Source organism: Stenotrophomonas sp. 364 (assembly GCF_009832905.1).
Lineage (GTDB): Bacteria > Pseudomonadota > Gammaproteobacteria > Xanthomonadales > Xanthomonadaceae > Stenotrophomonas > Stenotrophomonas maltophilia_AP.
In genome coordinates, this window is the sequence record NZ_CP047135.1 from 2,031,543 (window position 1) to 2,055,925 (window position 24,383).

18 protein-coding genes are annotated in these 24,383 nt (G+C 68.9%); 11 read left to right on the plus strand and 7 right to left on the minus strand.

The genetic code is table 11. The annotated features are described in order from the left end of the window. The first annotated feature begins 54 nt into the window (after positions 1 to 54). From mgtA to GQ674_RS09340, 5 genes are all read left to right on the plus strand, one after another. Entirely contained in the window at positions 55 to 2,805 is a 2,751-nt protein-coding gene (gene mgtA / locus GQ674_RS09320; protein WP_159496829.1) for a magnesium-translocating P-type ATPase, read from the plus strand. Next, positions 2,805 to 3,542 carry an MgtC/SapB family protein gene (locus GQ674_RS09325; protein ID WP_159496830.1) on the plus strand — a complete coding sequence of 246 codons (738 nt, stop codon included), beginning with the start codon at positions 2,805 to 2,807 and terminating at the stop codon, positions 3,540 to 3,542. The genes mgtA and GQ674_RS09325 overlap by 1 nt, the downstream gene beginning before the upstream one ends. 84 nt (positions 3,543 to 3,626) lie before the next feature. Further along, positions 3,627 to 4,685 (plus strand): ATP-binding protein, encoded by a 1,059-nt coding sequence (locus GQ674_RS09330; RefSeq protein WP_159496831.1) that lies wholly within the window; start codon positions 3,627 to 3,629, stop codon positions 4,683 to 4,685. Further along, positions 4,678 to 5,313 carry a response regulator gene (locus GQ674_RS09335; RefSeq protein WP_159496832.1) on the plus strand — a complete coding sequence of 212 codons (636 nt, stop codon included), beginning with the start codon at positions 4,678 to 4,680 and terminating at the stop codon, positions 5,311 to 5,313. Before GQ674_RS09330 ends, GQ674_RS09335 begins: the two co-directional genes overlap by 8 nt. A 141-nt stretch (positions 5,314 to 5,454) precedes the next feature. Next, entirely contained in the window at positions 5,455 to 7,023 is a 1,569-nt protein-coding gene (locus GQ674_RS09340) for a thioredoxin family protein (protein WP_159496833.1), read from the plus strand. A 620-nt stretch (positions 7,024 to 7,643) separates the two neighbouring features. On the opposite strand, the gene GQ674_RS09345 is transcribed toward GQ674_RS09340, so the two are convergent. Genes GQ674_RS09345 through GQ674_RS09375 form a run of 7 tightly spaced genes read right to left on the minus strand, consistent with a single transcriptional unit; the run spans position 7,644 to position 17,291 of the window. Further along, positions 7,644 to 8,405, minus strand: coding sequence for a 2,3-dihydro-2,3-dihydroxybenzoate dehydrogenase (locus GQ674_RS09345; protein ID WP_159496834.1), 762 nt, complete (start codon positions 8,403 to 8,405; stop codon positions 7,644 to 7,646). After that, positions 8,402 to 12,349, minus strand: coding sequence for a non-ribosomal peptide synthetase (locus GQ674_RS09350; protein ID WP_159496835.1), 3,948 nt, complete (start codon positions 12,347 to 12,349; stop codon positions 8,402 to 8,404). Before GQ674_RS09350 ends, GQ674_RS09345 begins: the two co-directional genes overlap by 4 nt. After that, positions 12,346 to 12,612, minus strand: a complete 267-nt coding sequence (locus tag GQ674_RS09355) for a phosphopantetheine-binding protein (RefSeq protein ID WP_159496836.1) — start codon at positions 12,610 to 12,612, stop codon at positions 12,346 to 12,348. Before GQ674_RS09355 ends, GQ674_RS09350 begins: the two co-directional genes overlap by 4 nt. Then, positions 12,609 to 13,244 (minus strand): isochorismatase family protein, encoded by a 636-nt coding sequence (locus tag GQ674_RS09360; RefSeq protein ID WP_159496837.1) that lies wholly within the window; start codon positions 13,242 to 13,244, stop codon positions 12,609 to 12,611. The genes GQ674_RS09355 and GQ674_RS09360 overlap by 4 nt, the downstream gene beginning before the upstream one ends. Further along, a complete protein-coding gene (locus tag GQ674_RS09365) occupies positions 13,244 to 14,896 on the minus strand; it encodes an AMP-binding protein (protein ID WP_159496838.1) in 1,653 nt (550 codons plus the stop codon). Before GQ674_RS09365 ends, GQ674_RS09360 begins: the two co-directional genes overlap by 1 nt. Next, positions 14,896 to 16,095 (minus strand): isochorismate synthase, encoded by a 1,200-nt coding sequence (locus GQ674_RS09370; RefSeq protein ID WP_159496839.1) that lies wholly within the window; start codon positions 16,093 to 16,095, stop codon positions 14,896 to 14,898. The genes GQ674_RS09365 and GQ674_RS09370 overlap by 1 nt, the downstream gene beginning before the upstream one ends. Beyond that, on the minus strand, positions 16,092 to 17,291 hold the full coding sequence (locus GQ674_RS09375; RefSeq protein WP_159496840.1) for an MFS transporter: 1,200 nt from the start codon (positions 17,289 to 17,291) through the stop codon (positions 16,092 to 16,094). The genes GQ674_RS09370 and GQ674_RS09375 overlap by 4 nt, the downstream gene beginning before the upstream one ends. Positions 17,292 to 17,558: 267 nt before the next feature. On the opposite strand from GQ674_RS09375, the gene atpC reads away from it, so the two are divergent. The 6 genes from atpC to GQ674_RS09405 all read left to right on the plus strand — a co-directional run bounded on the left by atpC (position 17,559) and on the right by GQ674_RS09405 (position 24,215). Then, on the plus strand, positions 17,559 to 18,020 hold the full coding sequence (gene atpC, locus GQ674_RS09380; protein ID WP_159496841.1) for an ATP synthase F1 subunit epsilon: 462 nt from the start codon (positions 17,559 to 17,561) through the stop codon (positions 18,018 to 18,020). 27 nt (positions 18,021 to 18,047) lie between these two features. Next, the gene (locus GQ674_RS09385) at positions 18,048 to 19,553 is read left to right on the plus strand and encodes a DASS family sodium-coupled anion symporter (RefSeq protein WP_159496842.1); all 1,506 of its coding nucleotides are present in this window, start codon (positions 18,048 to 18,050) and stop codon (positions 19,551 to 19,553) included. 401 nt (positions 19,554 to 19,954) lie between these two features. Beyond that, positions 19,955 to 22,327 carry a ribonucleoside-diphosphate reductase subunit alpha gene (locus GQ674_RS09390; protein ID WP_236546242.1) on the plus strand — a complete coding sequence of 791 codons (2,373 nt, stop codon included), beginning with the start codon at positions 19,955 to 19,957 and terminating at the stop codon, positions 22,325 to 22,327. Positions 22,328 to 22,383: 56 nt separating this feature from the next. Further along, the gene (locus GQ674_RS09395) at positions 22,384 to 23,424 is read left to right on the plus strand and encodes a ribonucleotide-diphosphate reductase subunit beta (RefSeq protein ID WP_159496844.1); all 1,041 of its coding nucleotides are present in this window, start codon (positions 22,384 to 22,386) and stop codon (positions 23,422 to 23,424) included. A gap of 7 nt (positions 23,425 to 23,431) precedes the next feature. Then, entirely contained in the window at positions 23,432 to 23,911 is a 480-nt protein-coding gene (locus GQ674_RS09400) for a flavodoxin (RefSeq protein ID WP_159496845.1), read from the plus strand. Beyond that, the gene (locus tag GQ674_RS09405; protein ID WP_159496846.1) at positions 23,883 to 24,215 is read left to right on the plus strand and encodes a thioredoxin family protein; all 333 of its coding nucleotides are present in this window, start codon (positions 23,883 to 23,885) and stop codon (positions 24,213 to 24,215) included. Before GQ674_RS09400 ends, GQ674_RS09405 begins: the two co-directional genes overlap by 29 nt. Positions 24,216 to 24,383 lie beyond the last annotated feature (168 nt).

A 24,383-nucleotide genomic window follows, 5' to 3' on the forward strand; every position in this document is an offset into this window, starting at 1 on the left:
CATCCCGACCCGTGCCGCCCTGCGCGGTGTCGCCTGTCTTTCAAGGAGTTCCCCATGACCCTGCTCAATGCATGGTTCGATGCCTTCCTGCGCAGTCGCCGCGCCGCCAGCCTGTTCCGTCGCCGCGCCCTGCCCGACGCCGGGATGGGGCGCGGTGCGGCGGGCGCGGTGCCCACCGATTTCAGCGATGCGTTGCGGCGTCTGGCACAGGTGCCCGTGGCAGCCGCGCTGGCGGCGGTGGCGTCGCACCCCGACGGGCTGGCCACCGACGAAGCCGATGCCCGGCTCGCCCGCGTGGGTCCCAACGAGATCGATCACGAAAAGCCGCTGCCGTGGTGGCGCCACCTTTGGCAGTGCTACCGCAACCCGTTCAACCTGCTGCTCAGCCTGCTGGCGGTGGTGTCCTGGCTGACCGAAGACGTCAAGGCCACGGTGGTGATCGGCACCATGGTGGTGTTGTCCACGCTGATCCGTTTCGTCCAGGAGGGCCGCTCCAACCGCGCGGCGGAGCGGCTCAAGGCGCTGGTGGGCAACAACGCCCGCGTATTGCGCCGTCCCGACGGCACGGGCGCAACCGCGCAGGACGCCGGCGCCGAACCCCGCGCTCCGCGTCCCGCGCAGCAGCGTTCGCTGCCGATCCGTGCAGTGGTGCCCGGCGACCACATCGTGCTGTCGGCCGGCGACATGATCCCCGCCGACTGCCGCGTGCTGAACGCCAAGGACCTGTTCGTGGCGCAGGCGGCCATGACCGGCGAATCGCTGCCGGTGGAGAAGTTCGCCGCCCCCGACCCCGCCCAGGCCAACCTGCTGGAGCAGCCCAACCTGCTGTTCATGGGCACCAACGTGGTGTCCGGCTCGGCCACCGCCATGGTGCTGGCCACCGGCAACCGCACCTGCTTCGGCACCATTGCCCAACGCAGCACCGCCACCGCAAGCGCGCCCACCGCGTTCCAGGCCGGGGTCAACAGTGTCAGCTGGCTGCTGATCCGGTTCGCCTTGGTGATGGTGCCGTTCGTACTGCTGGTCAACGGCGTGACCAAGGGCAACTGGACCGAAGCCTTCCTGTTCGCGCTGTCGGTGGCCGTCGGGCTCACCCCGGAAATGCTGCCGATGATCGTCACCTCCACCCTGGCCAAGGGCGCGGTGCTGTTGTCGCGGCGCAAGGTGATCGTCAAGCGCCTGGATGCGATCCAGAACTTCGGCGCGATGGACGTGCTGTGCACCGACAAGACCGGCACGCTTACCCAGGACCGCATCGCGCTGGAGCGGCACACCGACGTGTTCGGCAACGACTCGCAGGACGTGCTGGCATTCGCCTACCTCAACAGCCATTTCCAGACCGGGCTGACCAACCTGCTCGACCGCGCCGTGCTGGAGCACGTGGAACTGCAGACCGAGCTGCGCCTGGCGCAGGACTACCGCAAGGTGGATGAGATCCCGTTCGACTTCGAGCGCCGCCGCATGTCGGTGGTGGTGTCCGAGCGCGACGACCACCACGAGCTGGTCTGCAAAGGCGCGGTGGAAGAGATGCTGGCCGTGTGCAGCCGCGTGCGCGAAGGGGGCCAGGACCTGCCGCTGGATGCGCAGCGGCTGGCACGGGTGCGCCAGACCACCGAGGAACTCAACGAACAGGGCTTGCGCGTGGTCGCGGTGGCCATGAAGGAAGTCCCGGCCACGCGCGAGGTGTATTCGCAGGCCGACGAGCAGGATCTCACCCTGCTCGGCTACGTGGCCTTCCTGGACCCGCCGAAGGAATCGACCGCGCAGGCGCTGCAGGCGTTGGCCGGACTGGGCGTGGAAGTGAAGGTGTTCACCGGTGACAACGAACTGGTCACCGCGCGGGTGTGCGCCCAGGTGGGGCTGCACGCCGACGGCATCGTGACCGGGCCGCAGATCGACCGCATGGACGAGGCTGCGGTGGCCGACGCGCTGGGCCGCCACCGCGTTTTTGCCCGGCTCACGCCCCTGCACAAGGAGCGGCTGGTGCGCGCCCTGCGTGCACAGGGCAAAGTAGTGGGGTTCCTCGGCGATGGCATCAACGATGCGCCGGCCCTGCGTGCTGCCGACATCGGCATCAGCGTGGACAGCGCGGTGGATATCGCCAAGGAGGCGGCCGACATCATCCTGCTCGAGAAGAACCTGATGGTCCTCGAGGAAGGCGTGGTGCAGGGCCGGCGCACCTTCAGCAACATGCTCAAGTACATCCGCATGACTGCCAGTTCCAACTTCGGCAACGTGTTCTCGGTGCTGGTGGCCTCCGCGTTCCTGCCCTTCCTGCCGATGCTGCCACTGCAGCTGCTGGTGCAGAACCTGCTGTATGACATCTCGCAGATCGCCATTCCATTCGACAACGTCGATGAGGAGCTGGTGCGCAAGCCGCTGAAGTGGAACCCGGCCGACATCGGGCGTTTCATGGTGTTCTTCGGCCCGATCAGCTCGATCTTCGACCTGACCTGCTTCGCGCTGATGTGGTACGTGTTCGATGCGCGCACGGCGGCCGACCAGAGCCTGTTCCAGTCCGGCTGGTTCGTGGTGGGCCTGCTGACCCAGACCCTGATCGTGCACATGATCCGCACGCCCAAGGTGCCGTTCGTGCAGAGCATCGCCGCCCCGCCGCTGCTTCTGATGACCGGCCTGATCATGGCCATCGGCGTGCTGCTGCCGATGAGCCCGCTGGCCGGCTACTTCAAACTGCAGGCACTGCCGCCCGGTTACTGGCCGTTCCTGGTTGCCATTCTGTTCGGGTATGCGGTGCTGACCACGCTGCTGAAGAAAGTCTACATCCGTCGTTACGGGTGGCAGTGATGGACTTCAACCCGCACCTGCCGGCGTTCAACGCCGGGGCCACGATCAGCACCCTGATCAGCCTGGGCACGGCCTTCGTGCTCGGGGCGGCGATCGGGCTGGAGCGGCAGCTGCGCCAGCGCACCGCCGGCCTGCGCACCAACACGCTGGTGGCGGTGGGCGCGGCGTTGTTCGTGGACCTGGCCGTGCGCTTCCACGACCTGTACGGCGGCCCGCCCTCGCCGCTGCACGTGGTGGCGTACGTCATCTCCGGGGTCGGTTTTTTGGGCGCCGGCGCGATCATGAAGGACGGTGCGCAGGTGTCCGGCCTGAACACCGCTGCCACGCTGTGGGGGTCGGCGGCCGTGGGTGCCTGCGCCGGCATCAAGCTGCTGCCCGAAGCGCTGCTGGCGGCACTGTTCGTGCTGGCGGCCAACACGCTGTTGCGGCCGGTGGTCAACCGCATCCAGCGCCAGCCGGTGGAGGAATCCTTCAGCGAGGCGACCTACGCGGTCACGGTGGTGTGCCAGCGCGAGCACCAGGCCGACGTGCTGGACCGGCTGCTGGGGCTGCTGGAACAGGCGCACTACCCGGTGCGCGCCGTCGATCCGCGCCCCTTCGGCGAGCGCGACGTGGAGATCGAGGCGGTGCTGTACGCGACAGCCGTGGACGCCGCCGAACTGGACGCGGTGCTGGCCACGCTCGCGGGCCTGCCGGGCGTTCTGCAGGCGTTCTGGAATGCCACGCTGGAGGACTGACACCGGCCGGCCACGGCCCCGATGCTATGCTCGGCCGCGTCGAACCACGCGGCCTTTGTCCACGTTTTCCACGGAACCGTTCCGATGCTGTCTACCTCCTCGCGCCGTACCGTTGCCCTGCTCGTGCTGGGCGTGGTGATGGCTGCGATCTTCGCCGCCGATACGCTCACCGACTATGCGGTGGCCGCCGCCTGCTTCTACGCGGCGGTGATCCTGGCCGCCTCGCGCGTGCTGTCCGGACGCGGGCTGGTGCGGTTGGCCGCCCTCTGCATCGGCCTCACCGGGCTCAGCTTCTTCCTGACCCGCTTCGGCACGTACCGCATCGGCCTGGTGAATTCGGGCATCGGCATGCTGGTGATCGGCATCACCACCTGGCTGGCGCTGAAGATGGAAGCGGCCAAGGCCGCCGTGCAGGACGCGCAGGCCCGGTTGCTGCGGGTGGCACGCGCTTCCACCGTGGGCGAGCTGACCACCTCCATCGCGCACGAAGTGAACCAACCGCTGGCGGCGATCGCCAGCAGCGCCGAAGCCAGTCAGCGTTGGCTGGCCCAGGATCCGCCCAATGTGGAGAAGGCGCGGCAGACGCTGGCGCGGATCCTGGCCGATGCGCACCGGGCCAGCGACGTGATTGCCCGCGTGCGCGGGTTGACCCGCGGCGCGGTGCCAGAGCGGCAGGGGTTCGACCTCAACCAGGCGGTGCTGGAAATGCTGGCGCTGTCGCAAAGCGAACTGGAACAGCATGCGGTGACGCTGAGCACCGAGCTGGATGACGCGCTGCCGCCGGTATTCGGCGACCGCGTGCAGGTGCAGCAGGTGATCGGCAACCTGATTCTCAACGCGGTCGATGCGATGGCCGAGGTGCCGGCAGGCAGCCGGCGGCTGGTGCTGCGCAGCTGGCGCGCAAGCCCGACGCGGGTGGCGATGAGTGTGCGCGACCACGGCAGTGGCCTACCGCTGGACGCGCCGGAGCGGGTATTCGATGCCTTCTGGACCACCAAGTCCGGCGGCCTGGGCTTGGGCTTGAGCCTGAGCCGCAGCATCCTGGAGGCCCATGACGGCCATATCCGGGCCGAGCCGATGGCCGCCGGTGGCGCCTGTTTCGTGTTCGAACTGCCGGTCGATGGCGGAGGTTCGCATGGTTAGGCCGACGCCGCCGGAGACGTCGCCTGCGCCCATCGTGTACGTGGTGGACGACGATCATTCGGTGCGCGCCGCTCTGGAGGACCTGTTGGCCTCGATGGGCATGCAGGTGCGTGCCTTCGACTCCGTGGCCGCCTTCCTGCAGCACCCCCGCGCGGACGCGCCGGCCTGCCTGGTGCTGGACGTGCGCATGCCGGGCCAGAGCGGGCTGGAGTTCCACCGGCAGATGGCCAGCCATGGCCTGCATCTGCCGGTGGTGTTCATCACCGGCCACGGCGACATCGCGATGGGTGTGGCGGCCATGAAGGAAGGGGCCATCGAGTTCCTGACCAAGCCGTTCCGTGATCAGGAGCTGCTGGATGCGATCCACCTCGGCATCGAGCGCGACCGCGAGCGGCGCCGCGATGACGCTGCGGTGGACGTGTTGCGGCAACGTTGGGCATCGCTCAACGACGGCGAGCGCGACGTGGTGGGCGGCGTCGTCCGCGGCCGGCTCAACAAACAGATCGCCGCCGAACTGGGGGTGAGCGAAATCACGGTGAAGGTGCGCCGCGCCAACGTGATGCGCAAGATGCAGGCGCGCACGCTGGTGGATCTGGTGCGGATGTACGACCGTCTGGGGATCGGCTGAGGCCCACCCGCCCCCGTGGCGGCCGTCATCACCAGCGCGACTGGGCAGATGAGCAATCGGCATCAGCGCGCCTGCGATGCGGGCACCGTCGCTTCCTAGAATGCGCCATGGCCGCTGCCGCGGCTCCCCTTCCTGCCGTGGATGCTGACCATGCGTGCTGCCCTGCCCTTCACTCTGCTTGCCGTGTGCGCCGCACTTGCCGCCTGCCAGCAGGCCCCGTCCGCCAGCCCGGTGGCCAGTGCGCAGGCCGCGCCCGTTGCCGAGGAAATCGCCTGGCGGCACGGTGATGTCGAAGACGCGTTTGCCGATGCGCAGCAGAGCGGCAAGCCGGTGCTGCTGTACTGGGGCGCGGTGTGGTGCCCGCCGTGCAACAAGCTCAAGGCCACCCTGTTCCGTGACCCGGCATTCATCGCGCTGACCCGGCAGTACGTGCCGGTGTACCTGGATGGCGACTCGGAAGGTGCCCAGGCACTGGGCGAGCAGTTCGGCGTGCGCGGCTACCCCACGCTGATCGTACTGGACCCGCAGCGCCACGAAATCACCCGGCTGGCCGGCGGCAACGACAGCGCCGAACTGACCCGGGCGCTGCGCCTGGCGGTGAACCGGCGCACCGCCGTGGCCGACGTGCTGCGGGTGGCGGTGGTGTCGCCGCAGCGCGTCTCCGAGGACGATTGGCGGGTGCTGGGTGATTACGGCTGGGAGGTGGACGCCAATCGTCTGGCCGGCCAACGCGATCCGGTGGCGCTGCTGCGGCAGCTGGCCGCCTCCGCGCCGGACCCGGCCCTGCAACGTCGTTTCGGGCTGCTGGCGCTGGGCGCCGGCAGCAGCGGGAAAGATGCGCCTGCGCCCAATGCGGCGGAACGCGCGGCAACCCGCACCCTGCTGACCACGGTACTGGCCGCGCCGGCCGAAGTGCGTGCCAACCGCGACCTGCTGGGCTACCAAGGGCCCGCACTGGTGGCACGGGCCGCGGCCACGCCGGAGCAGGCGCAGCAGCTGGGCACCCAGTTGCTGGCAGCATTGGAGCGCGCCGATGCCAGCCAAGACAACGCCGCCGATGCGCGGCTGTCCAGCGTGATCACCGAGTTGGCGCTGTTCAAACAGCAGCATCCGGGCACCGCCGTGCCGCCAACGCTGCAGGAAAAGGCACACGAACGCGTGGCCGCCGCCGATGCAGCGGCCACGACCGCGCACGAGCGCCAGGCCACTATCAGCAGCGCGGTGTATGTCCTGCGCGAGGCCGGCGATGATGCCGCGGCCGAGGCGTTGTTGCGGGCCGAGCTGGACCGCAGCCAGACGCCGTACTACTACATGCCCGAGCTGGCCGAACTGGCCGAGGCGCGCGGCGACAAGGCGGCTGCGGTGGACTGGCTGCGCAGGGCCTACGAGGGCGCGCAGGGGCCGGCCACGCGGGTGCAATGGGGCGTGTTGTATGTGGAAGGCCTGGTGCGGCTGACGCCGGGCGATGGCAAGGCCATCGAGCAGGCAACGGCGCAGGTGATCGCCGAACTGGACGCGCAGCCGGCCGGCTATCACCAGCGCACGCGGCAGCGCTTCGAGCGGCTGGGAACCACGCTGCAGGCATGGGGCCGCGCGCACCATGGCGCTGAAACGCTGGGCCGGTTGCAGGCCCGGATGGGCGAATCGTGCGCCAAGGCCGCACCGGGCGCGGACGCCGGCGCGGCGTGCAACCGCTGGTTGAAGGGCTGACAGGTAGAGCCGACCGTTGGTCGGCTGCAGATCTGGCCCGGTAGAGCCGACCGTTGGTCGGCTGAAGATCCGGCCTGGTAGAGCCGACCGTTGGTCGGCTGCAGAGCATCCGAAGCCATGCACGAAGAGCAGCCGGGCAGAGCCCGGCTCTACGCGGTGTCGTGCCACCGCGGTGTGGTGCGACCGTCGAGACGTCGCACGCCCCCGGACGTGTCGGGCGCGCCCGGCCCGGTAGAGCCGACCGTTGGTCGGCTGCACATCATCCGGTAGAGCCGACCGTTGGTCGGCTGCAGAGCATCCGAAGCCGTGCGCGAAGAGCAGCCGGGCAGAGCCCGGCTCTACGCGGTGTCGTGCCACCGCGGTGCGGTGCGACCGTCGAGACGTCGCACGCCCCCTGACATGTCGGGCGCGCCCGGCCCGGAGCCGACCGTTGGTCGGCTGCGGAGCATCCGGAGCCGTGCGCGAAGAGCAGCCGGGCAGAGCCCGGCTCTACAAGGTGTCGGACGATCGCGGTGCCCCCGGCGACATCGGGCGCCCCACCCCGGTAGAGCCGACCGTTGGTCGGCTGCAGATCATCCGAACGCGCGCATGACCAAAGCCGGGCATTGCCCGGCATCTTCTCAACCGCGCAACGTGGCGCCCCCGTCCACATACAGATCGCTCATCGCGATATGGCCGGCCTGGTCGGACAGCAGAAACATGACCGCCTGGGCGATATCGTCGGGGCTGGCCAGCTTGCGCAGTGGAATACCCGCCTTATAGGTGTCCAGGTTGCCCTCGATCACGCGCTGTGCGCCATCGGCGTCCTCCCACATGCCGGTCTGCATCGGGGTCAGCGTCGAGCCCGGGGCGACGATGTTGCAGCGGATGCCATGGGGGGCCAGTTCCAGCCCCAGGCAGCGGGTGAACATGGTGGCGGCCGCTTTCGATGCGGCATAGGCGGCCATGCCATGCCGCGGCACCCCAGCGGCATTGGAACTGACGGTAACGATGGCGCCCTTGCCGCGTGGCGTCATCACCCGCGCCAGGGCGCGCGACAGGTGGAACACGCCGTCGGTATTGACCGCGAACACGCGGCGCCAGTGCGCGTCATCGATCTGATCGACCGTGCCCACCTGCAGCACACCGGCAACGTTGATGCCGAAGCCTACCGGCCCCAGTGTTGTTTCAGCCCAGCTCACCAGCGCATCCACGGCACCCGCATCGCTGACGTCCACTGCTCTGGCGTGCAGGTTCGGGTGCGTCGGCAGCGCGGGCGCTGCAAGGTCCGTGGCGACCACCACGCACCCGCTGTCCAGCAGCTGCTGCACCAGCGCCGCGCCGATGCCGCCGGCAGCGCCGGTGACCACGGCCAGCGTGCCGTCGAATCCGCTGAGTTTCATATGGGCTGTTCCTGTGCGGGCATAGGGGTATGGATGGGGTCGCTGCGCTGCAGCCGCGCCGACACCCAAGGGGCGATCTGTGCGACGGCATCGCGGCCGGTCAGCTCGGCATGCACGAACGGCAGCTCGATTGCCTCGACCGTGGCCGCGTGCGGTGCCCAGAGGGACGCCTGCAGATACGGGCGCGCGGCGTGGTCGCGGCCCGCCCGCACATGGCTGAGCACGCCGCGGTACGGCTGGTGATGGTGTGCGCGGATCAACCGGTTGGTGCCGGTAACCGCGCGGACCACGCCGTCCAGCACCGGTTCGGGCAGGTTGCCCAGTGCGCTGTTGCCGCGGCGCAGGAACGCCATGATGCGCGCGCGGCTGTCCAGTTCGGGATGGGCGTCGGGGTCATGCCCGGCGATGGCCAGCAGCGCACGCAGCGCTGCGATCGGGTCCGGCTCGGGTTCGGCCCGCCAGCATTCGCTCGGATAGGCATCCAGCAGCACCAGTTCGCCGACGCTGCGGCCCAGCGCCTGCAGGCGCACGGCCATGGCCTGGGCGATGATGCCGCCCACCGACCAGCCCAGCAGGTGCACCGGTCCGTTCGGATGCAGGACCACCACGCGCGCCACATAGTCCGCGGCCAGGGCGTCGATGCTGTCGGGCAGCGGCTGCGCGGCATCCAGTGCAGGCGACTGCAGGCCATGGACGTCGCGAGCCGGCTGCAGCGCACGGGCCAGGTCGCGGTAGTTCCAGGCAATGCCGCCGGCGGGATGGACCACGAACAGCGGTGCCCTGCCCGGCTCGCCGCGCGCCAGCTGGATCATCGGCGACAGGCCGTGGTCGGTGCCGTGTTCCGGGGCGTCGAGCACGCTCGCCAGTGCGGCCACCGTGGGATGGGCGAACACCGCGCCCAGGCCCGGATCGCGCTGCCAGTGCTGCTGGATCGCCAGCAGCAGGTGCACCGCTGACAGCGAGTCACCGCCCAGACTGAAGAAGTCCGCATCGGCGGCGGGCGCGGCATCCAGGCCCAACGCCTGGGCAAACAGCGCGGCCAGCTGGCGCTCGCTGTCGGTGACGGGCGCGCGGCCCGATACCGTGCCCAGCGTTGGCACGGGCAACGCGGCACGGTCCAGCTTGCCGTTTGTCGTCACCGGCCATTGCGCCACCACGACCAGCGCGGCAGGCACCATGTAGTCCGGCACGCGTGCGGCCAGGCCGGCGCGCAGCGCCACCGGGTCCAATGCCACGCCGGAGACATACGCCACCAGCCGCCGCTCGCCGGGGCGGTCTTCGCGCAGCAGCGTTTCAGCGCGTTCCACGCCGGGCTGCAGGCGCAGCGCGGCATCGATCTCGCCCAGCTCGATGCGCAGCCCGCGCAGTTTTACCTGGTGGTCACTACGCCCGAGGTATTCCACGGCACCGTCGGCACGCCAGCGCGCCACGTCGCCGCTGCGATAGATCCGTTCACCGGCCACGTGCGGGTCGGCGAGGAAGCGCTCGGCAGTCAGGTCATCGCGGCCCAGGTAGCCACGCGCCAACTGCACGCCGCCCAGGTACAGGTCGCCGGGCACGCCCGGCGGCAGCGCCCGCATGCGCGCGTCGAGCACATACAGGCGGGTGTTCCAGACCGGGTAGCCGATCGGCACCGGCCGGCTGCGGTCGTCGCGGCCCGCTGGCCACCAGCTCACATCCACGGCGGCTTCGGTGGGGCCATACAGATTGTGCAGCTCGGCGTCGACGGTGGCATGGAAACGGTCGCGCAGGGCCGGTTCCAACGCTTCGCCGCTGGTGAATACCTGGCGCAGCCGCAGGCCGCGTGCGGCGGGCACGGCCAGGAACGCATCCAGCATCGACGGAACGAAATGCACGATGCTGATCCGGGCGCGGCGGATCAGATCGGCCAGCGCCAGCGGGTCGCGGTGCAGGTCGGGCGGCGCGATCACCAGCGTGGCCCTGCACAGCAGCGGCAGGAAGAACTCCCAGACCGAGACGTCGAAGGTGGCCGGCGTCTTCTGCAGGATCCGCGCATCGGCGTCGATGCGGTAATGGCTGCGCATCCACTGCAGGCGGTTGACGATGGCGCGGTGCTCCACCAGCACGCCCTTGGGCTCGCCGGTGGAGCCGGAGGTATAGATGACGTAGGCCGCATCCTGCGGCTGCACGCTGTCGGACAGCTCGCGGGCATCGCCCGCGCTCCACTGCGACGGTACCAGCACGCGATACCCGGCAAAGCGCGCTGCCGCCGTGTCGTCGGCCAGTACGCAGCTGGGCTGGGCCGACGCCAGGATGCGGGCGAGCCGCTGGTCCGGATGGGCCAGGTCAACCGGCAGGTAGGCTGCGCCGGCGCGCAGGATCGCCACCAGCCCGATCACCAGGTCCAGCGAGCGCGGCAACGCCACCCCCACACGGGATTCGCGGCCCACGCCCATCGCCTGCAACTGCAGTGCCAGTGCCCGGCTGCGCTGTTCCAGCTGCGCATGGGTCAGCCGCTGCCCATCGAACTCCAGCGCGATGGCATCGGGGTTGGCACGCATGCCGTCCAGCAGAAGCGTCACCAGTGAGACATCGGGCAGCGGCCTGGCCGTGGCGTTCACCTCGAACAGGTAGCGCTGCGCTTCGGCCGGCGTGGCCAGCGCGACGTCGTCCATGCGCAACCCGCGGTCATGCACGTCCAGCGCAGCCTCGATGAAGTGCAGCAGCCGTGCGGCATGCGCGTCCATCTGTGCGGGATCGTACAGGGCAGGATTCGCCTCGATCTCCAGGTCGAGGTGGTGCGCGCCGTCGCCACGGAAACCGAACGTGATGTCGTCCACCGGGCCGGTGCCCAGTACGTCCAGCCGCACCTGCACGCCCGCCAGCGGCAGCGTCCGGTAGAACGGCTGCACGTTGATCATCGGCCCGTGCAGACGGTGCTGGCTGCCGACCAGGCCCAGGTCGCGGCGCAGCTGTTCGCCACGATAGCGGCCGTGGCGGCGGGCACGGGACAGGTCGCGTGCGGTGGCCTGCACGGCCTCGGCCAGGCGGGCGTCGCGGGCGGCCACGCGCAGCGGCAGCACATTCATCACCATCGCCGGCACGCGCGCGGAGGCATTGCCCAGCCGGCCCATGAACGGCACGCCCAGCACCACTTCATCGAGGGCACTGAAGCGGCGGCAGTACTCGGCACCCAGCGTGGTCAACAGGTCCGGCCAAGGCTGGCCGATCTGCGTGGCCACCGCGAGCAGCCGGCTGCGCAGCGCCACAGGCAGCGCGCAGACGTGGCGCAGCGCATCGGCGGCCGCCGGCGCAGTGGCGCCCGCCAGGCCCTCGGCGGCCGGTGCACCGGCCATGTACTGCTGCCAGTAGGCGGCATCGGTGGCGCGGCGTTCGCCGTGGCGGTAGGCGAGGTCATCGGCCAGGACCGGTGCCAATGGCGCAAGCGCTGCCGCATCGGCATCCCCGCCGGCATACAGCGCGCTGACCCGTTCACTGAACAGCCCCATGCCGTAGCCATCGGTCGCCAGGTGGTGCACGCGCAGGTACCAGAGATGCCGCGCGTCGCGCAGCACGAACAGGCGCTGCTGTGCCAGCCGGTCGCGCGCCGGATCCACCGCGCGCAGGCGGTCCTGGTCCATTGCGGTGCGTGCGGCCGCCACCGGGTCCGGCAGCGCGGACAGGTCCACCACCTCCAGCAGTGGCACATGCGCGGACACATGCCATTGCTGCGGCATGCCGTCGGCGCTGTCGGCAATCCGCAGCGCCAGCGCCTCGGCCTCGTGCGCGGCGGCATTGGCTGCGGCCACGAAGCGTGGGACGTCCAACGGGCCGTCGATCCACAGCGCATGGGCGGTGTTGAATGCCGCCGGCGCAACGGCCAGTCGCTGCGCATACCACAGCCCGGTCTGCGCTTCGCTCAGGCCCTGCGGGTGCGTCTGCGCGTGTGCATCGGTTGCGTCCGCGCCCTGCCCTGCCTTCATGCGCGGGCAGCGCTGCCCTGCAGCCGCTGCACCACGCCCCACCAGCCGGCCAGCGTGGCGTGCTCGGCCAGGTGGCTGAACTCCAGCGCGATGCCGGTGTTGCTCCAGGCCAGCACCAGGCCCAGCACCCGCATCGAGTCCAGGCCCAGGTCGATCAGGTTGTCGTCGTCGCCGATGGTCTCGGGCGATTCGCCCAGCATGCCGGCCACGTCGGCACGCATGCGCGCCAGGTCAAGCGGGAGATCGTGTACGGGAGTATTCATGCCAGGGCCTTCAACAGCTGGTCGGTGGTCAGGGGCACGCCACAGGTGCGCGCGATCAGGTGCAGGGCCAGGTCATGGTCGGCGCGTGAGAAGTCGGCCACTGCATCGGCGGCGATGAACGCCTCGATGTCGCGCTGGAACGCCTCGGTCACGGTCGCCGCGCAGCCGATGTGCGCATACACGCCGGTCACCAGCAGCTGGTCGCGGCCACGTGCGCGCAGCATCGTGTCGAGGTTGCTGCGCTGGAACGCGCTGTAGCGGTGCTTCACCAGCACGTGGTCGCCGGGAGCCGGCGCCACGGCGGCAACGATGGTTTCGTGCTCGGCGGTGGCGCTCATGCCCGGACCCCACAGGTCGGCCTGCAGGCCGCGGTCACGGCGGTCCTGGTTGCCGCGTTGGGCGGTGTAAAACACCGGGATGTCACGCGCACGGCAGTGCGCCAGCAGGCGCGCGATGTTGGCCACGGCGGGCGCAAGCGGCGCGGCGTCGGCAGCAAACGCGGCCAGGAAATACTGCTGCATGTCATGCACCAGCAGCGCCATGCGCTCGGTGCGCGGCACCCAGGGGCCGCGCGGCGGCGGCAGTTCACCGGCCAGCGGCAACGGATACGGGGCAATCTTCGGCAGCGCCATCAGCGCGGTTCTCCTGTCTGTTCAAGGTAACGCGCGCGCAACTGCGCGCGCAGTTCGCGGCGGCTGATCTTGCCCACCGCGGTGGTGCCGAAGGCCGCCACGAATACCACCTGGTCGGGCACTTTGAACGCGGCCAGGCCACGTCCGCGCACCCAGGCCTTGAGGCTGGCGGCGGTGGGCGGGGTGCCGTGCGCAATCACGAACGCGCAGCTGCGTTCCCCCAGGAAGGCATCCGGCATGGACACCACGGCCGCATCGAATACGTCGGCGTGGGCAAGCAGATGATCTTCGATCTCCTCGGCCGAGATCTTTTCACCGGCCCGGTTGATATGGTCGCCCGCCCTGCCCTGCACTACCAGGTACCCACCGGGCAACTGCTGCACCATGTCGCCGGTGCGGTAGTAGCCATCTTCGGTGAAGGACCGTGCATTGGCGGCCGGGTCGTTGTGGTATGCGCGGATGGTGTACGGGCCCCGCGTCAGCAGGCGGCCGATGCCGCCTTCGGCGACCGGGTTGCCGTGGTCGTCCACCACCAGCACCTCGTCGTCGGGCGAGATCGGCCGGCCCTGGGTGCCCACCACCACGTCCAGCGGATCGTGCAGGCGGGTGTAGTTGACCAGGCCCTCGGCCATGCCGAACACCTGCTGCAGGCGGCAGCCCAGGCTGTCGATCACCCGTCGCGCCGCTTCTGGCACCAGCTTGGCGCCGCCCACCTGCAGCACCTGCAGGCTGCCCAGGTCGTGCGTCGTAGTGGCTGCGGCCTGCGCCCACAGCAAGGCCAACGGTGGCACCAGGCCCACGCAGGTGACGCGCTCGCGCGCAATCAGCGGGAAGGCCGCGTCGGGCCCGGGGCCCGGGCTCATCACCACGCGCGCGCCGGCATACAGCGCGCCCAGGAAACCGGGCGAGCTCATCGGGAAGTTGTGCGCAGCGGGCAGCGCGACCATGTACACGCTGTCGCGCGTGATGCCGCAGATCTCGTTGCTGGCGCGGAACGAATAGATGTAGTCGTCATGGGTGCGCGGAATCAGCTTGGACAAGCCGGTGCTGCCGCCCGACAACTGCAGGAACGCCACCGATTGTGGGTCCGGATCGGGCGGCAACAGCGCCGCGTCGCCCTGCAGGCTGTCTACCGCGCCGAACTCGGCGGCATCGCCGACGATCAGCACGTGCTGCAGCGTCGGCAGCAGCGCCTGCAGTTCGCGCGCCAGCACGCGGTAGTCGAAGCCGTCCTGCCTGTCCGCGGCAATGTACCCGCGCGCCTGCGCCTTGTGCATCACATGGCTGACCTCGGTGAGGCGGTGTGCCGGCAGCGCGTACACGGGGATCAACCCGGCCCGGAACAACCCGCAGACCACCGTCACGAAGGCCGGCGTATTGCCCAGTTGCACCACCACCCGATCACCCGGCACCAGACCGCGCGCCAGCAATCCCGCGCCGATGCGGCCGGCGTCCTGCCAGAGGGCTGCGTAACTCAACCGCACCTCGCCGCCCACCACGGCGATGTCATCAGCGAACTGCACGGCGCGCTCGCGCAGCACGCCCGGCAGGGTTTCGCCACGCCAGTAGCCAGCGGCGCGATAGCGCGCCACCAGGGCCGGCGGCCAGCTCTGGCGTAACGGCACCAGCGCGGGGGAAGCACTCTCGTTCATCAGGAACCAACTCCGTTAACGCGTATGGAAGGCAGCGCATCGACGCCCAGGGCGTTCAACACGGCGCCGAATTTGGCGTCTGTTTCGGCCACTTCCAGCGCGGGCTGTGAGCCGGCCACGATGCCCGCGCCGGCGTACACGCGCACCTGCGCGCCCTGCACGCGGGCGCAACGGATCGCCACGTACCAGTCGCCGTCACCGTCGGCATCTGTCCAGCCCACCGCGCCCGCATAGAAGCCGCGCGGCACCGGTTCCAGCGTGCGGATGGTAGCCAGCGCAAGCGCGCGCGGCGTACCGCACACCGCCGGGGTGGGATGCAGCGCCGCCACCAGCGCGGCAACCGGCGTGCGGGCGTCGGCCAGCGTGGCCTCGATACGCGTGCCCAGGTGCCACATGGTGGCGGTGGCATGCAGCGAGGGCCGCGGTTCGGCGTCGATGTGACTGCACCACGGCGCGAGTGCCGCAACGATGGCCTCGACGACATGACGGTGTTCGTCGTGGTCCTTGGCCGAGCCCAGCAGCGCCTGCGCGACCCGTGCGTCTTCGTCCGGGTCGGGATGGCGCCGGGCCGAACCGGCCAGCGGATGCGACAGCACGTGGCTGCCGCGACGCGACACCAGCAGCTCGGGGGTGGCCCCCACCAGCCACGCCGGTGGGTCCTGTGCATCGACCGGCAGCGACACCAGATACGTGGCCACGCTGGGATCGTGGCCCAGGCGCGCGGCCAGCGCGTGCGGATCAACGTCATGCGCACCGTGCAGCAGCAGGCTGCGCGCCAGCACCACCTTGTGCAGCGCCGGTGCCGGCTGCTGCAGGTGCTGCAGCGCTGCACCCACCGCGTCCGCGTACTGCGCGGCACTGGGTTCGGCGGCAATGCGACCGGTGAAGCGCGCGGCAGGCGGCGCCGACGGCAGTGCCGTGTCCGAAAGGGCCTGCGGCTGGTGCAGCGCGTCGTCACCGTCAGGATCGAACGGCAACGCGCCGACGAGCAGCGGCAGGCCGGCGCGCGGCGTAGCGAAAAATGCCGCCACACGCGCGGCCAGGGTGGCGGTGCCGCCGGACGGCAGCCGCGCCCGGCACCCCTGGGTGTGCAGCGAGCGCAATGGCGCCCGCAGCAGGAACGGCGCGGCCACGGCAGCATCGCCCGCCACAGCACTGTCGTCGTCGCGCACTACGCGTGCCTGCGTGCTGTCGTTCATGCCATCGCTCCATCGCGGTGGCGCACCGCGGCCACCGACAGCACCAGCAGCAGCGCACCCACCAACAGGTAGGGTGCGCTGGGCCGCCACTGGTACAACAGCGTGCCCAGCATCGGCCCGATCACCATGCCCAGGCCCTGCACCGAGGCCACGGTACCGGCAGCGGCGCCCTGCTCATGCGCTTGGACCGAATCGGCGGCGAGCGCCTGGAACGAGGGAAACACGAAGCCCATCCCGAACGCCGCCACGGCGTAGGCCAGCAGCAGTTCCCACCGTGCACCGACCAGCGCCACCGAGGCGAAACCGATACCCGACACCAGCGCACCCAGGGCGATCCAGCGCCGTGGCGGCACGCCGACCAGCTTCATCACCAGCACCTGCGCCAGGATCAGCCCAACACCCACCGCGGTGAGCGCCAGGCCGGCCGCACGCGCGCCGTCGGCCGGCGACAGGTGCAGGCGGTCGATGGCGAAGAAGCCGACGGTGACCTGCGCGATGGTGACCGACACCATGGCCGAGAAAACCGCCAGGATCGGCAGGCGAAGCCGTGCATCGGTCCAGCCCAGCCGCGCGCGCGGGCCGGTGGCGGCCGTGCGCAGCGGCGCATCCGGCGGCAGGCGCCAGGCGATGGCAGCGAGCGCCAGCAACGGCAGGAACGCCGCGATATAGAGGGTGAGCGACAACTGGTGGAAAGCGATCCACCCGGCGGCGGCCGGCCCGACCACCATGCCAAGCGCGTTGGCGGTGCCGAGCTTGGCCATGGCCGAGGCGCGTTGCCCCGGCGCGGCACCGTCAGCCACCAGCGCGGCAGCGGTGGGCGGCACGGCGGCATAGAACAGCCCCACCAGCGCCCGCGTCCCCACCAGTACCAGCACCGACAGCCACAGCGCCGGTGGGCGGGCCAACGCGGTATCCACGAAGATCGCCATCGCGACGTAGATCAGGACGTAGGCCGCCAAGGCGATCAGCAGCACACGCTTGCGGCCGATGCGGTCGCTCAGGCTGCCCCAGCGGCGCGCAGACAGCATCCACAGCACGCCGGCGGCGGTGACCGACAGGCCGGCATGCCATTCGGCCAGCCCCAGCAGGCGCACCACCGGCCCCACTACCGCCACGTAGGCCATCATCGCCATGGTGCCGGTCAGGGCCGCGAACACCATGGCCGGCAAGCCGGGTACTACCGAACGCTCATGCATAACACCACTGCCAATCAGGGAATAGGGCGCGCAGCCGTGCAAGGCGGCGCGTCGGATCGATCGGCTTCGACGATGCGGGGATCGCCGTGGCTATCCATTCAAATGATAACAGGTCGCATTCGCAGTTTCCTGCCCGCGTCGGCGCGGCATTCATCCGTGCACGATGGACAACACGGATGCGCCCCTGCGCGCGGGACATTGATGTCGATCAACCCGCGCACACACCGACCCGACTAAGCTGGCTCCACCCCCCCCACGGTCTCTGCAATGGCGTCATCTCCTCCCACAACCGCCCTGCCCGGCATCGTGGCCGATATCGCCCACGGCCTGCCGGTGCAGATCATCAGCCTTTCCGGCGAGATCTGGAGCGGCGACGTGCGCGAGATCAGCCTGCCGGGCAGCGAGGGGCGTTTCGGCGTGCTGGCGCAGCATGCGCCGCTGCTGGCCACCCTGCGCGAGGGCATGGTGTCGGTGTTTCCGGTCGGGGCCGAGCCGCCGCTGCACGTGTACGTATCGGGCGGGCATGTGGAGGTGCAGCCGGGCAAGGTGATCGTGCTGGCCGACCTGGGCCTGCGCAGCGAAAACCTGGATGACGCCCGCGCGCGTGCCGCGCGTGAGGCCGCCGCATCGCCGATGGCCATCGAACTGACCGACCCCGACAACGCAAAGGTGCATGCCGAGCTGGCGCTGCAACGCCTGCAGCAGTTGCGCTCGCTGCCTTTCAAGTAATTCCGCACCCGCCGCAAGGACCCCGCGATGCTCAAGCGACTGCAGGACCTGTTCCGTTACTTCAACGGGGCGGTGCCGTTCCGGCTCGTGCCGGCGCTGATTGCCACGGCGGTGCTGGTCACCCTGTTGCTGCTGCCCTGCCCGGCCGGGCTCACGCCCAAGGCCTGGGGACTGGTGGCGATCTTCCTGACCACCATCGTGGCGATCATCCTCAAGGTGATGCCGATCGGGGTGATGGCGATGATGGCGATCGTCATCGTGTCGCTGTCGCAGGTCACCTCGACCTCGTCCAAGGGCGCCATCACCGATGCACTCAGCAGTTTCGCCAGCCCGCTGATCTGGCTGATCGTGGTGGCGATCCTGATCTCGCGCGGCCTGAAGAAGACCGGGTTGGGCAGCAGAATCGGACTGATGTTCATTGCCCTGCTCGGCAAACGCACGCTGGGCGTTGGCTATGGCCTGGCGGTGTGCGAGCTGGTGCTGGCCCCGTTCACGCCCAGCAACACCGCCCGCGGCGGCGGCATCGTGCATCCGGTGATGCGCTCGATCGCCAACGCGTTCGATTCGGACCCGGCCAAGGGCACCGAGGGCAAGGTGGGCACCTACCTGGCGCTGGTGAACTACCACGCCAACCCGATCACCTCGGCGATGTTCCTCACCGCCACCGCGCCCAACCCGCTGGTGGTGGATTACGTGGCCAAGGCCACCGGCCAGCAGTTCCACCTCACCTGGACCACCTGGGCGCTGTGCATGCTGGTGCCAGGTCTGGTGTGCCTGCTGCTGATGCCACTGGTGATCTACCTGCTGTCACCCCCGCAGTTGAAGGCCACGCCGAACGCGGTGGACTACGCGCGCGCCGAACTGGCGCGGATGGGGCCGCTGGCGCCGAAGGAGAAGGTGATGATGGGCACCTTCGGCCTGCTGCTGGTGCTGTGGGCGAACGTGCCGGCGATGCTGTTCGGGCCGGCGTGGACGCTGGATCCCACCGTGGTCGCCTTCCTCGGCCTGTTCGTGCTGATCATCACCGGCACCATCGACTGGGACGACGTGCTGTCGGAAAAGAGCGCCTGGGACACCCTGGTGTGGTTCGGCGCGCTGGTGATGATGGCCGAGCAGCTCAACAAGCTCGGCGTCATCGGCTGGTTCTCCGAGGGCATGAAGGGGGCCATCGTCGCCAGCGGCATGGGCTGGGAAGCCATCGCCGCGGTGCTGGTGCTGGCGTTCGTGTTCTCGCACTACCTGTTCGCCAGTACCACCGCGCACATCAGCGCGATGCTGCTGGCTTTCCTCGGCGTGGGCGCCCTGTTGATTCCGGCCGACTACGTGGTGCCCTTCATGCTGATGATGACCGCCGGCTCGGCGATCATGATGACGCTCACCCACTACGCCACCGGCACCTCGCCGATCATCTTCGGCAGCGGCTACGTCAGCCTGGGGACGTGGTGGCGCGTCGGGTTCGTGATGTGCGTGTTCGAGCTGCTGGTGTTTGCCGTGGTCGGCGGTGCGTGGTGGAAGGTGCTCGGGTACTGGTAGAGCCGACCGTTGGTCGGCTGCCGTTCGCCTGATCGTAGAAAGACACACGGCGGCAACACGTTGCACACCGACGCAGCCGACCAACGGTCGGCTCTACCAGGGCGCGATCGGCTGCGGCGTTTGGTCACGCTGACGACCGCCTCACCCCAACATATGATGTTGACGATGAGGCAGACCCACACTATGTTGTGTTCATCGGCTCCCCGCTTCCGCCAGGCCCGGTTCCCCGTCACGCCCCTGCAGGCCTCGCCGGCCACGCGGCATGACCACCCGAACAGCGCCTGGAAGCGAGCGTATTACCCGGAGCCCTCCGGGGATGATCCCCCTGCCTCCATGACGCCCGCCCGGTCGTCGCGATGCCTGCATCGCGACGCGACACCTGCGCACTGCATGGACTGACGATGAGCACTGAAGACAGCACCCTCACCCGCACCGCCCCCGTCCACGACACCACCGCCAGCAGCAGCGATGGCGTGTGGATCAGCAAGGAAGGCGGCAACCGGCGCATGCCGTTCGAGCAGGCCCGCCTGGTGCGCTCGATCCAGGCCGTGCATGCCGAGTTTCCACAGCTCGACCTGGCCGATTACCAGCGCGCCGTGCTGGCGCTGGTGCATCGACGGGAACAGCTCAGCGCCGACGAACTGGTGGACCTGCTGATCCGCGAGGCCGAATCGCGCATCGACCTGGTGGCGCCGGACTGGGAACACTTCGCCGCGCGGCTGTACCTGCGCCGCCTGTACAAGCGCGCCAGCAAGAACCGCTTCTACGACGCCAGCCTCAAGTACGGCTCCTACGTGGGGCTGCAGGAAAGCCTGGCCGACCGCAACGTGTACTCGATCGACATCCTGAAGGCCTACTCCAAGGAAGAACTGGAGGAAGCCGGGACGATGATCGAGCCCGAGCGCGACCTGTTGTTCGCCTACAACGGCCTGTACCTGCTGGCCACCCGCTACCTGGCCACCGACCCGTCGCGGGCGGTGTACGAACTGCCGCAGGAGCGCTGGCTCACCATTGCGCTGTACCTGATACAGAACGAGCACCTCAGCGGCGACCGCACCCGCGCCCGGCGCATGCGCCTGGTGCGCGAGGCCTACTGGGCGCTGTCCAACCTGTACATGACGGTGGCCACGCCCACCCTGGCCAATGCCGGCAAGACCGGCGGGCAGCTGTCGTCGTGCTTCATCGACACCGTGGACGACAGCCTGCAGGGCATCTACGACTCCAACACCGACGTGGCCCGCGTGTCCAAGCACGGGGGCGGTGTGGGCGCATACCTGGGCTACGTGCGCTCGGCTGGGTCGGCGATCCGCGGCGTGGCCAATTCGTCCGGCGGCGTGGTGCCGTGGATCAAGCAGCTCAACAACACTGCCGTCAGCGTGGACCAGCTTGGCCAGCGCAAGGGCGCCATCGCGGTGTATCTGGATGTATGGCACCGCGACATCGAGAGTTTCCTGGACCTGCGCCTGAACAATGGCGACCAGCGCCTGCGTGCGCACGATGTGTTCACCTCGGTGTGCCTGCCCGACCTGTTCATGGAGGCGGTGGAGCGGCGCGGTGACTGGTACCTGTTCGACCCGTACGAGGTGAAGCGGATCAAGGGCTGGTACCTGCAGGATTTCCATGACGAACAACGGGGCCAGGGCAGCTTCCGCGACCGCTACGCCGAGGTGGTGGCCGACGAACGGATCAGCCGCCGCACGATCAAGGCCATCGACCTGTTCAAGCGGATCATGGTCAGCCAGCTGGAGACCGGCAATCCGTTCATGTTCTACCGGGACGAAGTGAACCGGATGAACCCGAACAAGCACGCCGGCAAGGTGTATTCCAGCAACCTGTGCACCGAGATCCTGCAGAACATGAGCCCCACCCGGCTGATGCAGGAGATGATCAGTGGCGACCAGATCGTCACCACCCGCCAGGCCGGCGATTTCGTGGTGTGCAACCTGTCCTCGATCAACCTCGGCCGTGCGGTCACCGCGGCGCCGGACCTGCTGTCCAGCGATGTGCTGGAGCGGCTGGTGCCGATCCAGGTGCGCATGCTCGACAACGTGATCGACCTCAACCAGCTGCCGGTGCCGCAGGCCACCATCACCAACCGCAAATACCGCGCGATCGGCCTGGGCACGTTCGGCTGGCACCACCTGCTGGCGCTGAAGCAGATCGACTGGAACGACCCCCAGGCCGAAGATTATGCCGACAGCCTGTACGAGCGCATCAACTACCTGGCCATCCAAGCCAGCATGCGCCTTGCCGAGGAGAAGGGTCGCTACAGCACCTTCGTGGGCAGCGACTGGCAGACCGGCGAGTACTTCCGTGCACGTGGCTACGACAGCCCGGCCTGGCAGGAACTGGCCGCGCAGGTCAGCGTGCACGGGCTGCGCAACGGCTGGCTGCTGGCGGTTGCGCCCAACATGAGCACCGCGCAGATCGCCGGCTCCAGCGCCTCCATCGACCCGGTGTACGGGGCGTTCTACTACGAGGAAAAGAAGGACTTCCGCCGCCCCGTGGCCGCGCCCGGGCTGTCGCTGGAGACCTACCCGTACTACGAAAAGGGCGCCTACCGGCTGGACCAGTTCGCCAGCATCCGCCAGAACGCGCGCCGCCAGCGCCACGTGGACCAGTCGATCAGCTTCAACCTTTACGTGCCCAGCACCATCCGTGCCAGCACCCTGCTCGCGCTGCACATGAGCGCCTGGCGCGAAGGCCTGAAAACCACCTACTACGTGCGCTCCAACGACATCGACATCGACGAATGCGAATGGTGCGGTAGTTGACGACCGTTGGTCGTCAACCACGGATACGTGCGCAACCCGACAACCAGGACACCCCCATGGCAACACCGCTCGAACGCATCAAGATTCTCGAACCGCGCCACCCCAACCGCTCCACCGGCATCATCAACGGCCGCACCAGCGGCATCCTGAACTGGAACGACATCCCCTACCCGTCCTTCTACCGGGCCTACAAGGAGCTGTCGACCAACTTCTGGATCCCCGACGAAGTGGACATGAAGGGCGACGCCCGCGGCTACGGCGAGCTCAATGCGCGCGAAAAGAACGCCTACGATTCGATCATCGGCCTACTTGCCACGCTCGACTCCCCGCAGACCCGCTTCATCTACAACGTGGCCGAATACATCACCGACCCGGCCGCGCACGCCAACGCGGCGATCATCGGCCAGCAGGAAGTGATCCACAACGAGAGCTACAGCTACGTGCTGGCCTCCATCGCCGGGCTGGCCGACCAGAACCGCGTGTTCGAGATCGCGCGCACCCATCCCACCATCCTGGCGCGCAACCAGCCGATCATGCAGTCCTACGACGACTTCATGCGCGAGAAGACCGCCGAGACCCTGATCCGGTCGCTGATCCAGTCGTCGATCCTGGAAGGCATCAACTTCTATTCCGGGTTCGCGTTCTTCTACAACCTGGTCCGCCAGAACCGCATGACCGGCACCGGCAAGATCATCAGCTTCATCAACCGCGACGAACTGGCCCACACCAAGTTCATCAGCGAACTGATTCGCGCCATCATCGGCGAGAACCAGCAGCTTCAGGGCGACCAGCTCACCGCCTACGTACACGACGCGTTCGAACATGCCATCGCACTGGAAACGCGCTGGACCAGCGAGGTGCTGGACGGTATCGACGGCATCGACGTGGACGAAATGATCCGCTACGTGAAATACCGCGCCAACAAGATGGCCGGCATGCTCGGCATCGAGAAGCTGTACAGCGACACCCACGTCAACGTGATGCCGTGGATCAAGGCCTACGCCGACAACTTCACCGAGACCAAGACCGACTTCTTCGAAATGCGCAACGCCAGCTACAAGAAGACCAATTCGGACAACGGCTTCGACGACCTGTGAACCGCCCGTGCGCATCCTGCTTGCCTACGCATCGCTGAGCGGCAACACGCGCGAGGTGGCGCGGCTGGTCGCGGCGCGCTGCCAGGCGCTCGGTCATCGGCTGCAGTTGCTGGACGTGGACGGCGACACCGCCGCCGCACTGGAGCAGCCACGCGATGCGCTGCTGCTGGGCTGCTGGACCGACAATGCCGGCCGTACCCCGGCGGAGATGAAGGCCTTCGTCGCCACGTTGCGCGACACCGCCGGGTTGCCGCCCGGCCCGGGCGTGGCCGTGTTCGGCACCGGCGAAACCCAATGGGGCCCGGAGTACTACTGCGGCGCCGCGCACCGGCTGGCGCGCTTCTTCGGCTCGCCGCACCCGGTGCTGGAAATCGAACAGATGCCGCATGGGCAGGCCGACACCCACGCCATCCACCACTGGACCGACACCGTGTTGGCCCGCATCGAGACCTCTACCCATGCAGACCCTGCACGCCGCCACGCCTGACGCGTACCACGCCGCCCTGCGCGACCATCCCACCGTGCTGGTGGATTTCCACAAGGACAACTGCCCCGGCTGCCGCATGCTGGACATGTCGTTGGCCAGCATCGCCGGTTCGCCCACCGCGGCGGGCATCGTGCTGCTCAAGGTGCACCTGGAAACCATCGGCGAGGCGTTCTTCCGCAGCCTGGGACTGCGCCAGACTCCGACCCTGCTGCTGGTCCGTGACGGTCACGAAGTGGCGCGGCTGGCGGGGTATCAGTCGCCGAAGCAGATCGGTGAAGCACTGGCGGCCGCCACGGCACCGTGAGGCCGTGAAAACACGCTCGCCCACCCCGGCAGGATCGGTTCCCGAACGATGGTCGATAACGGTGCTACGCGCATTGCACGTATGACCCCGAAACGGCGTCGCGGCTGCGGTCACCCATGAGGCGCCGATACGTGCAGCCGACCAACGGTCGGCGCTACCCGGCGACAG

Bases quoted from the DNA above. Each gene is read 5' to 3' on its own strand.
- mgtA (WP_159496829.1), top strand. From the start codon at position 55: ATGACCCTGCTCAATGCATGGTTCGATGCCTTCCTGCGCAGTCGCCGC.
- GQ674_RS09325 (WP_159496830.1), top strand. From the start codon at position 2,805: ATGGACTTCAACCCGCACCTGCCGGCGTTCAACGCCGGGGCCACGATC.
- GQ674_RS09330 (WP_159496831.1), top strand. From the start codon at position 3,627: ATGCTGTCTACCTCCTCGCGCCGTACCGTTGCCCTGCTCGTGCTGGGC.
- GQ674_RS09335 (WP_159496832.1), top strand. From the start codon at position 4,678: ATGGTTAGGCCGACGCCGCCGGAGACGTCGCCTGCGCCCATCGTGTAC.
- GQ674_RS09340 (WP_159496833.1), top strand. From the start codon at position 5,455: ATGCTGACCATGCGTGCTGCCCTGCCCTTCACTCTGCTTGCCGTGTGC.
- GQ674_RS09345 (WP_159496834.1), bottom strand. From the start codon at position 8,405: ATGAAACTCAGCGGATTCGACGGCACGCTGGCCGTGGTCACCGGCGCT.
- GQ674_RS09350 (WP_159496835.1), bottom strand. From the start codon at position 12,349: ATGAAGGCAGGGCAGGGCGCGGACGCAACCGATGCACACGCGCAGACG.
- GQ674_RS09355 (WP_159496836.1), bottom strand. From the start codon at position 12,612: ATGAATACTCCCGTACACGATCTCCCGCTTGACCTGGCGCGCATGCGT.
- GQ674_RS09360 (WP_159496837.1), bottom strand. From the start codon at position 13,244: ATGGCGCTGCCGAAGATTGCCCCGTATCCGTTGCCGCTGGCCGGTGAA.
- GQ674_RS09365 (WP_159496838.1), bottom strand. From the start codon at position 14,896: ATGAACGAGAGTGCTTCCCCCGCGCTGGTGCCGTTACGCCAGAGCTGG.
- GQ674_RS09370 (WP_159496839.1), bottom strand. From the start codon at position 16,095: ATGAACGACAGCACGCAGGCACGCGTAGTGCGCGACGACGACAGTGCT.
- GQ674_RS09375 (WP_159496840.1), bottom strand. From the start codon at position 17,291: ATGCATGAGCGTTCGGTAGTACCCGGCTTGCCGGCCATGGTGTTCGCG.
- atpC (WP_159496841.1), top strand. From the start codon at position 17,559: ATGGCGTCATCTCCTCCCACAACCGCCCTGCCCGGCATCGTGGCCGAT.
- GQ674_RS09385 (WP_159496842.1), top strand. From the start codon at position 18,048: ATGCTCAAGCGACTGCAGGACCTGTTCCGTTACTTCAACGGGGCGGTG.
- GQ674_RS09390 (WP_236546242.1), top strand. From the start codon at position 19,955: ATGAGCACTGAAGACAGCACCCTCACCCGCACCGCCCCCGTCCACGAC.
- GQ674_RS09395 (WP_159496844.1), top strand. From the start codon at position 22,384: ATGGCAACACCGCTCGAACGCATCAAGATTCTCGAACCGCGCCACCCC.
- GQ674_RS09405 (WP_159496846.1), top strand. From the start codon at position 23,883: ATGCAGACCCTGCACGCCGCCACGCCTGACGCGTACCACGCCGCCCTG.